18 protein-coding genes are annotated in these 12989 nt (G+C 64.5%); 6 read left to right on the top strand and 12 right to left on the bottom strand.

Annotated features, from left to right (window positions below; all coding sequences use genetic code 11):
* From arfB to AC1C2M_RS05960, 3 genes are all read right to left on the bottom strand, one after another.
* Nucleotides 1-423, bottom strand: coding sequence for an alternative ribosome rescue aminoacyl-tRNA hydrolase ArfB (gene arfB, locus AC1C2M_RS05950; protein WP_483403916.1), 423 nt, complete (start codon nt 421-423; stop codon nt 1-3).
* Between the two features lie 23 nt (nt 424-446).
* A complete protein-coding gene (locus AC1C2M_RS05955) occupies nt 447-728 on the bottom strand; it encodes a hypothetical protein (protein WP_483403915.1) in 282 nt (93 codons plus the stop codon).
* A 100-nt stretch (nt 729-828) separates the two neighbouring features.
* Nucleotides 829-1221, bottom strand: a complete 393-nt coding sequence (locus tag AC1C2M_RS05960) for a hypothetical protein (protein WP_483403914.1) — start codon at nt 1219-1221, stop codon at nt 829-831.
* A gap of 171 nt (nt 1222-1392) precedes the next feature.
* Between AC1C2M_RS05960 and AC1C2M_RS05965 the strand changes: the two genes are divergently transcribed.
* Nucleotides 1393-2178 carry an alpha/beta fold hydrolase gene (locus AC1C2M_RS05965; RefSeq protein WP_495435557.1) on the top strand — a complete coding sequence of 262 codons (786 nt, stop codon included), beginning with the start codon at nt 1393-1395 and terminating at the stop codon, nt 2176-2178.
* Nucleotides 2179-2191: 13 nt separating this feature from the next.
* Here AC1C2M_RS05965 and AC1C2M_RS05970 read toward each other — a convergent pair whose 3' ends face one another.
* From AC1C2M_RS05970 to AC1C2M_RS05980, 3 genes are all read right to left on the bottom strand, one after another.
* The gene (locus AC1C2M_RS05970; protein ID WP_495435558.1) at nt 2192-3442 is read right to left on the bottom strand and encodes an amidohydrolase; all 1251 of its coding nucleotides are present in this window, start codon (nt 3440-3442) and stop codon (nt 2192-2194) included.
* A 115-nt stretch (nt 3443-3557) separates the two neighbouring features.
* On the bottom strand, nt 3558-4118 hold the full coding sequence (locus AC1C2M_RS05975; protein WP_495435559.1) for a hypothetical protein: 561 nt from the start codon (nt 4116-4118) through the stop codon (nt 3558-3560).
* A complete protein-coding gene (locus AC1C2M_RS05980; RefSeq protein WP_495433830.1) occupies nt 4115-4354 on the bottom strand; it encodes a PLD nuclease N-terminal domain-containing protein in 240 nt (79 codons plus the stop codon). Before AC1C2M_RS05980 ends, AC1C2M_RS05975 begins: the two co-directional genes overlap by 4 nt.
* A gap of 229 nt (nt 4355-4583) precedes the next feature.
* Here AC1C2M_RS05980 and AC1C2M_RS05985 point away from each other — a divergent pair, with 229 nt between their 5' ends.
* Nucleotides 4584-5066: a DUF1269 domain-containing protein gene (locus tag AC1C2M_RS05985; RefSeq protein WP_483403909.1), complete on the top strand. Its 483-nt coding sequence runs from the start codon at nt 4584-4586 to the stop codon at nt 5064-5066.
* Between the two features lie 74 nt (nt 5067-5140).
* Here the strand turns inward: AC1C2M_RS05985 and AC1C2M_RS05990 are convergent, their stop codons facing one another.
* Nucleotides 5141-5884, bottom strand: coding sequence for an SDR family NAD(P)-dependent oxidoreductase (locus tag AC1C2M_RS05990; RefSeq protein WP_495435560.1), 744 nt, complete (start codon nt 5882-5884; stop codon nt 5141-5143).
* 286 nt (nt 5885-6170) lie between these two features.
* Between AC1C2M_RS05990 and AC1C2M_RS05995 the strand changes: the two genes are divergently transcribed.
* Nucleotides 6171-6680, top strand: coding sequence for a DUF1269 domain-containing protein (locus AC1C2M_RS05995; protein WP_483403907.1), 510 nt, complete (start codon nt 6171-6173; stop codon nt 6678-6680).
* A 115-nt stretch (nt 6681-6795) separates the two neighbouring features.
* Here the strand turns inward: AC1C2M_RS05995 and AC1C2M_RS06000 are convergent, their stop codons facing one another.
* Genes AC1C2M_RS06000 through arsB form a run of 3 tightly spaced genes read right to left on the bottom strand, consistent with a single transcriptional unit; the run spans nt 6796 to nt 9735 of the window.
* Nucleotides 6796-8145, bottom strand: a complete 1350-nt coding sequence (locus AC1C2M_RS06000; protein ID WP_495435561.1) for an FAD-dependent oxidoreductase — start codon at nt 8143-8145, stop codon at nt 6796-6798.
* A 45-nt stretch (nt 8146-8190) separates the two neighbouring features.
* Entirely contained in the window at nt 8191-8601 is a 411-nt protein-coding gene (locus tag AC1C2M_RS06005) for an arsenate reductase ArsC (protein ID WP_483403905.1), read from the bottom strand.
* A gap of 27 nt (nt 8602-8628) precedes the next feature.
* On the bottom strand, nt 8629-9735 hold the full coding sequence (arsB, locus tag AC1C2M_RS06010) for an ACR3 family arsenite efflux transporter (RefSeq protein ID WP_495435562.1): 1107 nt from the start codon (nt 9733-9735) through the stop codon (nt 8629-8631).
* An 88-nt stretch (nt 9736-9823) separates the two neighbouring features.
* Here arsB and AC1C2M_RS06015 point away from each other — a divergent pair, with 88 nt between their 5' ends.
* The gene (locus AC1C2M_RS06015; RefSeq protein WP_495435563.1) at nt 9824-10174 is read left to right on the top strand and encodes an ArsR/SmtB family transcription factor; all 351 of its coding nucleotides are present in this window, start codon (nt 9824-9826) and stop codon (nt 10172-10174) included.
* A 2-nt stretch (nt 10175-10176) separates the two neighbouring features.
* Nucleotides 10177-10845: a cation efflux transmembrane domain-containing protein gene (locus AC1C2M_RS06020; protein ID WP_495435564.1), complete on the top strand. Its 669-nt coding sequence runs from the start codon at nt 10177-10179 to the stop codon at nt 10843-10845.
* Between the two features lie 16 nt (nt 10846-10861).
* Here AC1C2M_RS06020 and AC1C2M_RS06025 read toward each other — a convergent pair whose 3' ends face one another.
* Nucleotides 10862-11383, bottom strand: coding sequence for an SRPBCC family protein (locus tag AC1C2M_RS06025; protein ID WP_495435565.1), 522 nt, complete (start codon nt 11381-11383; stop codon nt 10862-10864).
* Between the two features lie 74 nt (nt 11384-11457).
* Here AC1C2M_RS06025 and AC1C2M_RS06030 point away from each other — a divergent pair, with 74 nt between their 5' ends.
* Nucleotides 11458-11928, top strand: a complete 471-nt coding sequence (locus AC1C2M_RS06030) for a winged helix-turn-helix transcriptional regulator (protein WP_495435566.1) — start codon at nt 11458-11460, stop codon at nt 11926-11928.
* A gap of 60 nt (nt 11929-11988) precedes the next feature.
* Here the strand turns inward: AC1C2M_RS06030 and AC1C2M_RS06035 are convergent, their stop codons facing one another.
* Nucleotides 11989-12804 carry a hypothetical protein gene (locus AC1C2M_RS06035; protein WP_495435567.1) on the bottom strand — a complete coding sequence of 272 codons (816 nt, stop codon included), beginning with the start codon at nt 12802-12804 and terminating at the stop codon, nt 11989-11991.
* Nucleotides 12805-12989: the final 185 nt, after the last annotated feature.

Raw genomic sequence — 12989 nt, forward strand, 5'->3', positions numbered from 1 at the left:
TCAATCCAGAGATGGCCGCTGGCGGTGCTGCTTGGTTGTCGAACGGCGCTCCTTGGCCGCGAGACGGCGCCGGTTCGAACCGCGGGTAGGTTTCGTCGGACGCCGACGCGGACCGTCAGGCGCGAGCCCGGCACCCACGAGGTCGGCAAGCTTACGGAGCGCGATCTCACGGTTACGAAGCTGCGATCGCTGCTCGGACGCTGTGACGGTGACCACGCCAGCGACGAGGCGTCCACGGAGGCGCGTCAGGAGCCTCTCCCGTTGCTCGTCGGTCAGAGTGGTCGAGTCGACCACGCTCCACGAGAGTTCGACCCGGCTGTCCGAGGTGTTGACGTGCTGCCCACCGGGCCCGGACGAACGCGAAAACCGCCAGCCGAGTTCACCGGCCGGAATCGTGAGCGCGGTCGACACCTCTAAATCCATGACAGAAATGTCGCGCGATCTGGCTACTCGTCCTCCGGGTGGACACCGGGCTCGAGAGAGAGCCCCTCGGTTTCCTCAGCCTCTTCGAACGCCTCCTCCGGATCCGGGAGATCGGGTTCGGGATTGTGTCCGTCCCGGAGTGGAAGGTCGTCTGCTGAATAGCCTTTTGTGCCTTCGTGCTCTTTGGGACCACCGAAGTTTGCGCCGCCTGCATTGGGACTCATCGTTGTTCTCCTCAACTGCTCGTCGTGACCGGCCCGACCGCGCACCTGCTTCTGCAACGCGATGAAAACGGGCTGGCGCACTGCTTTCTCCTACGCTAGACGCCATTGTGCCTGTCGTCGAAGAATACGTCTCCTCTGGTCTCCGAGCGGAAAAAGGGGTAGACGCGCTGATCGAGGGACCTTAATCCAGCGGCCTCCCCTCCGGAGTCAGTGGTTCGACAGTGCTCGGCAGCACCGCCATGATGACGGAGAGTATCCCCGCGCCGAAGAAAAGGAAGAAGTCGATCAGCGTGAGCCCCAGTGGCATCAGGCCGAAAACCTGATTGTCGAGAAGGCCGGCACCGCCAATGGCGAGCAACACCACACCGACGAGCAAGAGAGAACCCCTGAGCAGGCCGGGTGAACTGTCCGTCAGAGCGGCAAAGAAGAGGAGGGCCGCGCTCAACAGATAGACCCAGTCAATGAAAATATCGACGTTGAATACAGCGAGCAGGTGCTCCCCCTCGATGAAGAGCCCGATCAATCCGTGACCGCCCAGAACTATCCCGAGCAGTAATGCGTAGGCCTTTCCCATGACGACTGGCTCCTTCTCTGCCTGCGTGGCGTGCGGATCGCACTGCGTCCACGCTAGAGATACCCAGCCCGACAAGACAAGCGTCACTTCCGGCGGAAGGCACGCTTCAGCGGGCTTGCCGCCGGTATCCCCCGGGGCTACCGTGAGGGCATCCCAAGGATCGAGGTAGCCGTGTCGGATTTCGTGACCACCAGCCTGAACGACCGCGTCGCTTTCGATCTGCGCGGTGAAGGCCCCGGCGTCGTCTTCGTCGCCGGTGCCGGACCGTGGCGTGCGATAGATCCAACGACGACCGAGACGGCCGAGCTTCTGGCGACAAAGGGCTGCACCACGATTGTCTACGACCGGCCCGGCCGCGGCGAAAGTGTTGCGGATGGCCCGTTCACCCTCGACCGCGAACTCGCCGCGCTCTCCGCGCTGATCGAACACGTGGGCGAAACCGCGGTGCTCTGCGGCCACTCCTCGGGCTGTTCGATCTCGCTTCTCGCCGCGGTACGCGGCCTTCCTGTCGCGGGCCTGGCCCTCTGGGAAGCGCCGCTCGCTCCCCCAAACAGCGGAGCACGCGAGTGGGCGGACGAGCTTCGCGAACTCATCACCGCTGGAGACAACAAGGCAGCGCTGACCCTCTACATGAAAGACATGCCGCCAGAGATCCTCGAGATGGTGGCGTCGATACCCGCTATGGTTTCGCAGGCGCCGACCCTTCAGCCGGATGCCGACTCGCTGGCCTGGGCCGAGTCGGCCCCCCTGTCGGAGTTGCTCGCGGACATCAGGATTCCGGTTCTCACCATGGTGGGAACAACGAGCTACGACGACGTGATGGTGCCCGCGGCCGACATGATCACCGCGGCAATTCCCGGTGCCACCTGGAAACGGATGCCGGGGGCTGAGCACTCCTGGGAACCAGGCCCCATGGCTGACGAACTCGCCCGGTTCGCGTCGCAATCGACGCGCTGACCGGTATCCGTCGTTACGCCCTTGGCAACCAGGTCCTCGTCGCGGTGACGAGTGCCGTTACCCCGATGGTGAGGGTCGGGTCGATGACCGGCGCATACTTCGGGGAGTGGTTGCTCGGAACGGTGCGCAGGGCTGGATCATCCATCCGTCCCGTCGTGAACAGCGACGGGTCAGAACCGCCGAGAAGCCAGTACGACAGCGGCGCGTTCGAACTTGTCGCGAGGATGCCGACATCCTCACTGCCAGCGCCAGCACCCGGGTCGAGGATGTTGTCGTCGCCGAGCCACTGGGCGAACACGTCGAGCGTCTTCTTCAGTGCCGCCGCGTCGTTGACGACGACCGGGAACCGTTCGATCGACTCGACGGTCGGTTCCGTCGGAGCGCCGGCCGCAGCGGCCTCAGCCTTCACGATGCGGTCGACGCTCGAGAGGATGTGTTCCCGGATCGACTCGTCGTAGCTCCTGATGTTCAACTGCAGCTCGGCTTCGCCCGGAATGACGTTGGCGGCATCCCCCGCGTGCACCGATCCAACGGTGACGACCGCGATGTCCGTCGACGGCACCTCACGCGAAACGATGGTCTGCAGGCGGAGAATCGTGGCCGCAGCCATCACGACCGGGTCAATCGAGTTCTGGGGCATGGAGCCGTGCGCTCCCTGTCCGATGAGACGAACCCGGAGCGAGTCGGATCCGGCGTACGACGTGCCCGCGTGCCCGGCGATCTTTCCCGCCGGCAACGGAGCCACGTGCTGGCCGAGAACCACATCGGGCTTGGGGAACCTGTCGAACAGACCATCATCGACCATCGCCTGCGCCCCTGCGCCCAGTTCCTCGGCGGGCTGGAACACCACCATGAGTGTGCCTGACCAGCTCGACGTGTCGCCCGCGAGAGCCTGCGCCGCACCCAGGAGGCACGTCGTGTGCAGGTCATGCCCGCACGCGTGGTCGACCGAGACCGTCTTTCCGCTCTCGTCGGTCGCCGTCGCGGTGCTGGCGTAGTCGAGGCCCGTGTCTTCCTTGACAGGAAGCGCGTCCATATCCGCACGCAGGAGAGCTGTCGGGCCCTCGCCGTTCTTCAGGATGCCGACCACGCCGGTCTTACCGACACCGGTCGTTACCTCGAAACCGAGCGAGGTCAGGCGCTCCGCAACGATGCCCGACGTCCGGTGCTCCTGGAATCCCAGCTCTGGATTCCGGTGCAGGTCCTTGTACAGCTCGACCAGGCTCTGATCAACCGAGACGTTTTCGAACGGGGCGACAGACATGGTGAGCTCCTTTGATAGGCGAGCAGTGTTCCACGGATGCCGGGTCAGGACAGGGGTCTTTCGGCCCACCATCGCGAGGCGGGTGCGCTCGACTGGAGGGTTCGATTCGCTGCCGTCAGTCGGCGATTGGGTACTGGCCGATGATCAGAATCGAACCGTCGTCATCGGTACCCGCAGCGAAGGCTCCCGACCAGCGCACGTCGGTGTACCCGCGCCCGAGCATCCTCCGCGCGTTCCTGTTCTCATCGTCGCCGGATTCCGACACACCGACCCACGGCTGCGGAAAAGCGGGCAAGGCCGACCCAGGGGGCATCCGCACCTCGAAGTAAACAAACTGTTCGTCGAGCCTGGTGAACCGGTTCGATGCGACCACTGTGGTCCCTGTTGGCAGCGCCGTTGCCGCTGGGATCGCGAGGTCGCCAAGCTGCACCTCGACGCAGTCAGGCCCTCGGCACTCCGTGCCGTTGGCAGCGTCATTGGCTGCTGCCTCAACCCACTGCACGACGACGAGCAGCAGAACGACGACCACCACCGCTGAGATGACCGAGGCGATTGCAGCCTGAACAGAGCTGCGCCGAAGCGGTACCTCTTCGACCTCGCCCTCGGCAGCGGCGGCGAGGTCATCGATGTCGAGCGGAACGACCGGATCTGGCCGGATTGCGGAATCCGTCCTCACGGATCCACGACCGAACCCGGGGGCGGCGGAAGGCGCCTGCCGATGGCGAACCAGGCAACAGGCCCGATGACCGGGGCGATGATCACGACGAGTACCCAGACGGCGCGGGCCACAGCGTCGAGGTCGCGCCTCCGAGCGATCTGAACGAGCGCGACGACGAGCGCCACAACGACCACGGCGACGACGACGGTCCAGACGATATCGAACCAGACGGGAAGGAGCGGATTCGCGGTCACAGCTGTCCTTTCGCTGCCGGGGATGCGTAGCGCAAGTCTCGGTGACGGTACGTGGGTTGTCAACGAATCCACGTGACTGCTTACTGCGGAGATTCCCCTAACGGGACCATTGACCCTGCCCCGAGCAGGGACCAAAGCCCACCATGCCTACGAACGCCCGTCGCGCTGTACGGCGAGGCTCGAAGCAATGCACTCGGCACCTTTGCCCAACCAAGAAAGGCGGCACCCCATGGCCGATCTCATCGTCATCTCGTTCGACACGAAAACCGACGCGGAAGCGGCGTACAACAAAGTTCTGGAATTGCAGGACGACTTGATCGTCGAGCTTGCCGGCCTCGCCCTCGTGACGGTCGACGACGAGGGCAAGACCCACGTCACCCACCCCGGCCCCGTCGGGAAGGTGGGCATCGGAGCTGCTGGCGGCGCTGTCTTCGGTGGCCTGCTCGGCATCCTCTTCTTCATGCCGTTGATCGGACTCGTCATCGGCGGTGCCTTCGGAGCTCTGTTCGCCGGCCTGGACAAGGCGGGAATCAACAGCGAGTTCCGTGAGCGGGTCCAGGACACGGTGAGCGCAGGAAAATCGGCGATCGTCCTCTACGCGACAAAGCTGACGCAGGACAAGTTCACCGAGGCGCTCGCTCCGTACAACGGCACTGTCGTCCAGACGTCTCTGTCGAAGGAACAGGAAGCCCAGCTGGCCGACAACATCTGATCGGCCTGCGGCTTGCGGCGGCTGGAGACGGGGCGATTCGTACCCGGACCCAGCCGCCGCTGTCGCGCCACCGGTTAGTGGAGCTTGATGGTTCCGCCGTCGACCATGAGGGTCTGGCCGGTGATGTAGCTCGCGTCGTCCGAGACGAGGAACGCCACGGCGGGGGCGACATCGTTCCCCGGGTGGCCGAAGCGACCGAGCGGAATCTTGCCCAGCGTCGTGTTGTAGAGGTCAGGGAAGGCCTCAGACCATGCCTGCACCCCCTCCGTCATCGCCATCGGGCAGACGACGTTGACCCGGATGCGGTCAGGAGCCCACTCGTTCGCAACAACCCGGCTCAGCCCGCGAATGGCCTCCTTGGCCGAGGCGTACGCTCCCTGGGTCACCTGTCCGTCCAGTCCGGCACCCGAGCCGAAGTTCACGATCGAGCCCGACGTCTTCTTCAGCTCGGGGTGAGCGGCACGCATGAAGTTGATGGTGGCGCGCAGACCTGTATTGAAGGACAGCTCCCACATCTCAGCGGTGAGTTCGAGGAATGGGGCCTGGCGGGACGCGTGCGCGTTGTTGACGAGGGCGTGGAGGCCACCGAAGTGCTCAACCGCCGCGCCGACCGCCTTCTCGGCGACGGCGGAGTCGGAAACGTCCCCCTGCAGGAAGTACACCGAGTCACCGAGATCCGCGATGAGTGCCGCCCCGGCGTCCTGGTTGATGTCCACCGCGACGACCTTCGCACCGCGTTCAACGAATGTGCGGGTGATGGCTCCGCCGATTCCGGATGCCCCACCGGTCACGATGACTGTCTTGTTCTGCAGTTGCATAGCTGTGTCTTTTCTTTCGTTTTCGCACCCGTCCGGCGCTCGGGTCGTCCCGGCACGAACCATTTACTGTCTTTGGGACAGTATATGTCGCCCGCCTCCACACGAGTTCTGGGGCATGTGGGTGCAAATCTCACCCGACGGACGAAAGGCTCTACTGCGCGCGAACCTGACGCTGTTGTCTGGGCAGGTGCCCGGGAGCTTCCGAGTGCGCGGCTAAATCGCGCGCTTTCACCGCGAGCGGGCGCATGGATGTCTCACACGAGACCAAACACTGAATGGAGACACAATGGCTGAATCCGACGGAACATTCCTGTACATCGGCACTTACCCGAACGAGGCTGACGCGCGCGCTGACTATGGTGTCGTCAAGGACCTGCACAAGGACGGCGCGGTCGGCACATACGACGCCGCGGTCGTCACCAAAGACGACAAGGGCAAGGTGCACGTCAATAAGGACGAGCAGGCATTCCGCCACGGCGGCTGGGGCGGTGCCGTAGCCGGTGCTGTGGTTGGACTGCTGTTTCCCCCGGCGATCATCGGCACCGCAATCGTCGGTGGAGCGATCGGAGCGGTGACCGGCCACCTGTGGCGCGGCGTCTCGCGCTCAGACGTCAAAGAGCTCGGCGAGGCCATCGACTCCGGCGAGGCGGCATTGCTCGTCGTCGGTGAGAGCAAGCTCGAAGACGCGATTGCAAAGGCCGAGCTGAAGGCTGAGAAGAAGGTTGCGAAGCGGCTCGGTGTGAAGAAGTCCGACATCGACGCGGCGGTCAAGGAAGCTGCCTCAGAAATCAGCTGAGCGCAGTCTCACACCGAGAAGGCCGGTCGCCCACAGCGGCCGGCCTTCTCTGCGCTTCGGTTATCGTGCGCGCCGATGATCGTGCGCTCCGGTGGCACCGCCCATCCCGCGGCGTCTAGCTGCAGCAGGATGAAGCGGATGCCTCCGGCGCAGGGCCGCACCCGCCAGCCGGAGCGGATGACACGCACACCCCGGTCTCGGGCAGCACGAGTTGCACCTGACGGGCGGCACCGTGGTTGCCCGCAAGCTCATCAGCGATGGAGCGCACCTGTTCGTAACCGGTCACAAGAAGGAAGGTCGGTGCGCGACCGTAGCTTTTCATCCCGGCGATGTAGAAGTTCGGTTCCGGATGCGCGAGTTCGATAACGCCGTGCGGGTAGACAGTGCCGCAGCTGTGCATGTTCGGGTCGATCAGCGGGGCGAGGGCGCGAGGGGCTTCAACGATCTCGTCCAGTGACAGCCGAATCTCACGCAGCATCTCAAGGTTGGGGCGGAAGCCCGTCGCGTTGACGACCCGGTCGACCTCCACTCTCGTCTTCTCCCCCTGCCGGCGACCGACCACGGCAACACGGTGGTCACCGGCTGGCTCGAGGTCATCGATTTCGAACTGGTCGATCAGCGTGACCCGCCCCTGGCGCACCAGGTCATGTACCGAGCTGCCGAGCTGGCCGCGCGCTTCGAGCTCGTCGTTCTCCGACCCGTACGCACGAACCGGGCTTCGTCCGCGGATCGCCCAGCTGATCGTCGTGCTGCTCTCCTCCTTCGCGAGGGCGGCCAGTTTCAGCAGGGTATTCGCTGCTGAGTGGCCGGCTCCGACGACGAGCGAGTGTCTGCCCGCGAAGCGATCCCGGTCAACCCCGAGGACGTCAGGCAGGGCGTGGCTGAGGTGTTCGCGGATGCCATCGATGCCAGCAGGCGCAAGTCCACTGGCGGTGAGCCCGTTGGGGGTGCTGTAGGTACCGGAGGTGTCGATAACCGCTCGCGCAAGTTGTTCTGTGGTTGTGTCGCCGGTGCGAATCCGGAGCAGGAACGGGGTGGTGCTGCGTCCGGTGGAGCGGGTTCGATCCATCCCCTGCCGACTGACGTCCGTCACGGTGCTGTGGTAGCGGATCCGTGGGGCGAGCTCCGCGGTCGCAGCCAAAGGCAGCAGGTACTCCTCGACCAGTTCCCGGCCAAGAGGCAGCTTTTTCGCGGCGGGCGCGTGCCACTCGGTTCTGTCGAGGAGCCGACCGGCGGCCTCGTCGACGAGGTATTCCCACGGCGAGAACAGCCGGGTGTGACCCCACGCTGTCACAGCGCTGCCGGCGGTCTCCCCCGCTTCGAAGACAACGACGTCGATCCCGCGCTCGAGCAACTGTGCGGCGGCGGCAAGGCCGACCGGTCCCGCACCGATGATGGCTACGGGCAGGCTGTCGAGCGTCCGTGAGGACGGCATGGTCAGGGTGGGGAGTTCTGCGATAGTCATGGTTTTTCGTTTCGTTACTGGCGCACGGAGCCGGTGGGCCCGTACCTAGGCCTTCGCCGGGAGGATTTCAGAGAGCAGCTGCTCGATCCGGGCTTTGATGTCGTCGCGGATCGGACGGACGGCCTCGATGCCCTGTCCTGCCGGGTCGTCGAGCTCCCAGTCTTCGTAGCGCTTGCCGGGGAAGATCGGGCAGGTGTCGCCGCAGCCCATCGTGATCACCACGTCGGAATCTTTGACGGCATCCGTTGTCAGGATCTTGGGGATGTTGTTGGCGATGTCGATGCCCTCTTCGGCCATCGCCTCGACCGCGACCGGGTTGATCTGGTCTTTCGGCTCCGAGCCGGCAGACAGCACATCGACCTGCCCGTTGGACAGCGCGCGCATGTAGCCGGCGGCCATCTGTGACCGGCCCGCGTTGTGGACGCAGACGAACAGTACTGACGGTTTCTCGCTCATCAGGGTCTCCTTGTATCGGGTGTGTGTTCAGACCCGGTCTGCGACCGGAAGTTCAGGATGGATCGGGAGGGTGTCTTTCGCAGGGAACATGCGGGGGCGCAGCCACAGCGCGACATAGACGAGGGCCACAAGCACGGGCACTTCGATCAGCGGGCCGACGATGCCGGCGAGTGCCTGGCCGCTCGTGGCACCGAACGTTCCGATCGCGACAGCGATGGCGAGTTCGAAGTTGTTGCCGGCCGCCGTGAATGCGAGTGTCGTTGTGCGCTCGTACGACAGCCCGATGAGTTTGCCGACGACAAAGCCGACGATGAAGGTGACCGCGAAATACACCAGTAGCGGCAGGGCAATGCGGACAACGTCGAGTGGCCGGTCGATGACCTGCCGCCCCTGCAGCGCAAACAGCATCACGATGGTGAAGAGGAGTCCGTACAGGGCAAACGGTCCCACCTTCGGCAGGAACGTGCTTTCGTACCAGCCGCGACCCCGTGTGGCCTCGCCGAGCCGACGCGACAGGTATCCGGCGACCAGTGGAATACCGAGGAAGACGAGAACGCTCAGTGTGATTGCCCACAGTGAGAACGACGCGCTCGTTGTCGCCAGTCCGAGCCACGACGGCAGGATCTGGAGGTAGAACCAGCCCAGGCCGGAGAAGGCGATGACCTGGAACACCGAGTTCACGGCAACGAGGAACGCGGCGGCCTCCCGATCGCCGCACGCCAGGTCATTCCAAATCAGGACCATGGCGATACACCGCGCAAGCCCGACGATGATCAGGCCCGTGCGGTACTCCGGCAGATCGGGCAGAAAGGCCCAGGCGAGAGCGAACATCAGCGCCGGCCCGACCAGCCAGTTCATCACCAGCGACGAGACCAGCAGCTTTCGATCACCGGCGACCGCACGAGCATCCGAATATCGGACCTTCGCCAAAACCGGGTACATCATCACCAGCAGGCCGATCGCGATCGGCACGCTGACCGAACCAAGGGAGAAGCCGTGCAGGGCTTCGCCGAACGCGGGGACGAAAACCGCGAGCGCCAGTCCCAACGCCATTGCGGCGAGGATCCAGACCGGGAGGAACCGGTCAGTTGTGCCGAGAGACGCGGGCTTCACCGGGGCAACGGGGAGAGACATGAAGCTCCGAAACTGATAGATTGATGTACGTCGATGTATTCATCGTGACCTATGCATCGATGCATGTCAATCTAGGGAGTTTGTTCAGATGACGCTTACCGAGTCGCTGCAGATCACCGATCTCAACGCGTGCTGCACTCCGATCACGCGCGAGCCCATGGATGCAGACAGTGCCGAGAAGCTTGCCCGTTCGCTGAAGGCTCTGGCTGATCCCGCACGGCTGCGGTTGCTGTCGATCGTGGCGTCACACGAGGATGCCGAAGCGTGCGTCTGCGATCTGACGGAACCACTTGGCCTGAGCCAGCCCACCGTCTCCCACCACCTCAAAGTGCTCGTCGACGCCGGCTATCTCCACCGCGAAAAGCGCGGAACCTGGGCCTACTACAGCCTGACACCCAACTCGCTCGCGTCGGTATCCGGCCTCATCAGCGAATTGTGACGATGGCAACTCAGCCCACCGCAGACCGCCGGGCCGTCCTTCACCGGCGGGTGCGGTGGATCGTGGGGTTCACGATCGCGTACAACGTCATCGAGGCAATTGTCGCGATCACCGCCGGCGCCATCGCGTCTTCCGCCGCTCTCATCGGGTTCGGACTCGATTCGGTCATCGAGGTCCTCTCGGCCGCCGCGGTGGCGTGGCAGTTCACCCGCCGCGACCCGGAACGGTGGGAGAAGCCCACGGTCCGGGTGATCGCCATCGCCTTCTTCGCCCTGGCCGCGTACGTGATCACCGACTCGGTCCTCTCGCTCGCGGGAGTACAGGACGTCGACCACAGCCCCCTCGGGATCGCCATTGCGACAACCAGCCTTCTGGTGATGCCCGCTCTCGCGTGGCTCGAACGGCGGACAGGCAGGGAACTCGGATCCGCCAGCGTGGTCGCTGACTCCAAGCAACTCCTGCTCTGCGTCTACCTGTCGGCGAGCGTCCTGCTCGGCCTGTTGCTCAACACTCTTTTCGGCTGGGAATGGGCGGATGCTGTCGCGGCGCTCGTTATCGCCGGCTTCGCTATCCGGGAGGGAATCGAAGCGTGGAAGGGCGAGGTCGAGTCGCCATTTGGTGTGCTCTCGGATGACGACGCCGAGGACGCTGCCGCAGCACCTCGCCGGTGAGCCGCCCCCTCCCGACTCAGCGGCGGGTATTCGCGGCTGGGCCGTCGACGAGAAGCGTCGCGAGCTTGTCCAGGCACTGATCCAGACCGGCCTGCGACCCATCGCGCGCCTCCTCGACCGTGTAGCCGTACTCGGTGACGCTCAACCGGCTGCGGTTCTCGGCCACCGACTCAAACGTCACGACATGCGGGACCGTGTCAGGAACCCCCGCAGGGATGCCGACATCGGCCGGGCTGATCGCCTCGCCGTTCGCGTCAGTAAACCGCATCTCGAACTCGAGTCGATTCGGAGGGTCGACGAGCGTGTAGGTCCAGGTGTTGAACATGTCTCCGCCGCCGAACTGCGCCGGCGCGCGCATTGCAACCAGTGAGACCCCGCCGACCCGGACATCCAGGTTGGCGACCGGACAGGTGAAACCGAGTGGACCCCACCACTGCATCAACAGCTCGGGCGTGGTCCAGGCGGCATAGGCGGAGTCCACCGACACCGGAAACTCCCGCGTCGCCCGCACCTCGAATGTGGATAGAGAGTTGCCCATGATTCGTCCCCTTTAACTATCATGATCGTAGTGAAAGACGGTACCACCACCGTCTCGCAGTGTGAAGGGTTCTGATGAAGCGGACGAAGGGCAAATCTCACTGCCCCATCAATTTCGGCCTTGAGGCGTTCGGGGATCCGTGGTCTCTACTGGTGATCCGCGACATCGTATATTTCGGCAAGCACACCTTCACGGAGTTCTCGGACTCGGACGAGGGCGTTGCCCCGAGCGTGCTGACCGCGCGTCTCGTCGAACTGGAGGCGAACGGCATCCTGAACCGAACCCCGGATCCGGGCGACGCCAGGCGCGTCGTCTACACGCTCACCGAGAACGGACTCGCACTGATTCCGATCCTGCTCGAGATCGCGAACTGGAGCGCCGGGGTCGATGCCGACACCGACGCCCCGCCGGAGTGGATTGAGGCCGTCAATCGCGACAAGGCCGCCATGACGGACCTGATCATCACGACGGTACGCGCCGGCGGCAGCATCCTCGTCGGCAGCAACAGTGTCGTTGCGGCATTATCCGAGTCAGCTCAGACCTAGCGATTCGTCGCCCGCGCCGGGACGGCCTGGTTTACCGGTGGGGTGACGGGACGGCCGTCTTTACCGGTGGGGTGACGGGACGGCCGGCGCGAAGCCCGCCAGCACCTCGAGAACCTCTTCGGTGAGCGCGTCGTGGACAGTGGATGCCCACACGCAGTTCCTGTGTTCGCGAAGCAGCCAGTCCATGGCGTCGTCCTCGCTCATTCCCACGTCGTCCCAGTTGATGCCCGGGTTTGCGAACGTCGCGGGCAGACCGGTCTCGGGCGAGATGATGACGGCGCCGAGGTGAATCGGCTCTTCCACGTTCGGCGGTGTCCACAGAAGCTCGGCATCACCGTTCCGCTCCTCGTCGTGCATGTGCCACGCGTCGCCGGAACCGGTCCAGATCTGCGGCTCTGCATGGCCGGGGACGGTGACCCGGAACACCTTGAAGTCTGCCGGCGTGAATCGCTTCCAGTCTTCGGGTTCGAAGCTGGCCGCGGAGAGCTGTGCGGTGGTGGCACCTGCCTCGAAGAGGTCCACGGCGTCGAAAATGTCCTCGTCGACCATTTCGATACAGGCGTGAACCCTGGCGACGAATTCAGACATCCAGTTGAGGAGTTCCTCGGTGGTCTTCTCGTCCCACGGTGTCCCGTCAAGCGGAGGACCGTCGTGGCCGCCGACGTGAAGGTGCCACTCGACGTCGTCATCGGTCGACTCGACGTGCATGGCAATGTCGCCGATCTCGATGAACGTGAGGGTGACTTCCTCTTCCTCGAGCCACCGCGCGTGGAGTGCGGGCGCCGGGAGCGAGGCCGGGTAGGCGGAGACCAGTTCCGGTACGTCGGGAAGCAACAGCTCCGCCTCGAGAGTCACTGCATCTTGCTCGCTAGCCATTCATCGACCTTTCCACCATTTATCTTCGCAGCAATGACGGATGCCCGTTGACTCGGCGAGATGGCAGGGCATCCTGTCACGCCAGGCGCTGCAGTGCCTGTGCCACTCGGTGGGTCGCGCCATTGCTGCAGGGCAATACCCGCGGATAGTGTGCGAGGGCGCCGGGGGGCCAGCGGTTTCAGGGG

Source organism: Mycetocola sp. Y444 (assembly GCF_059445295.1).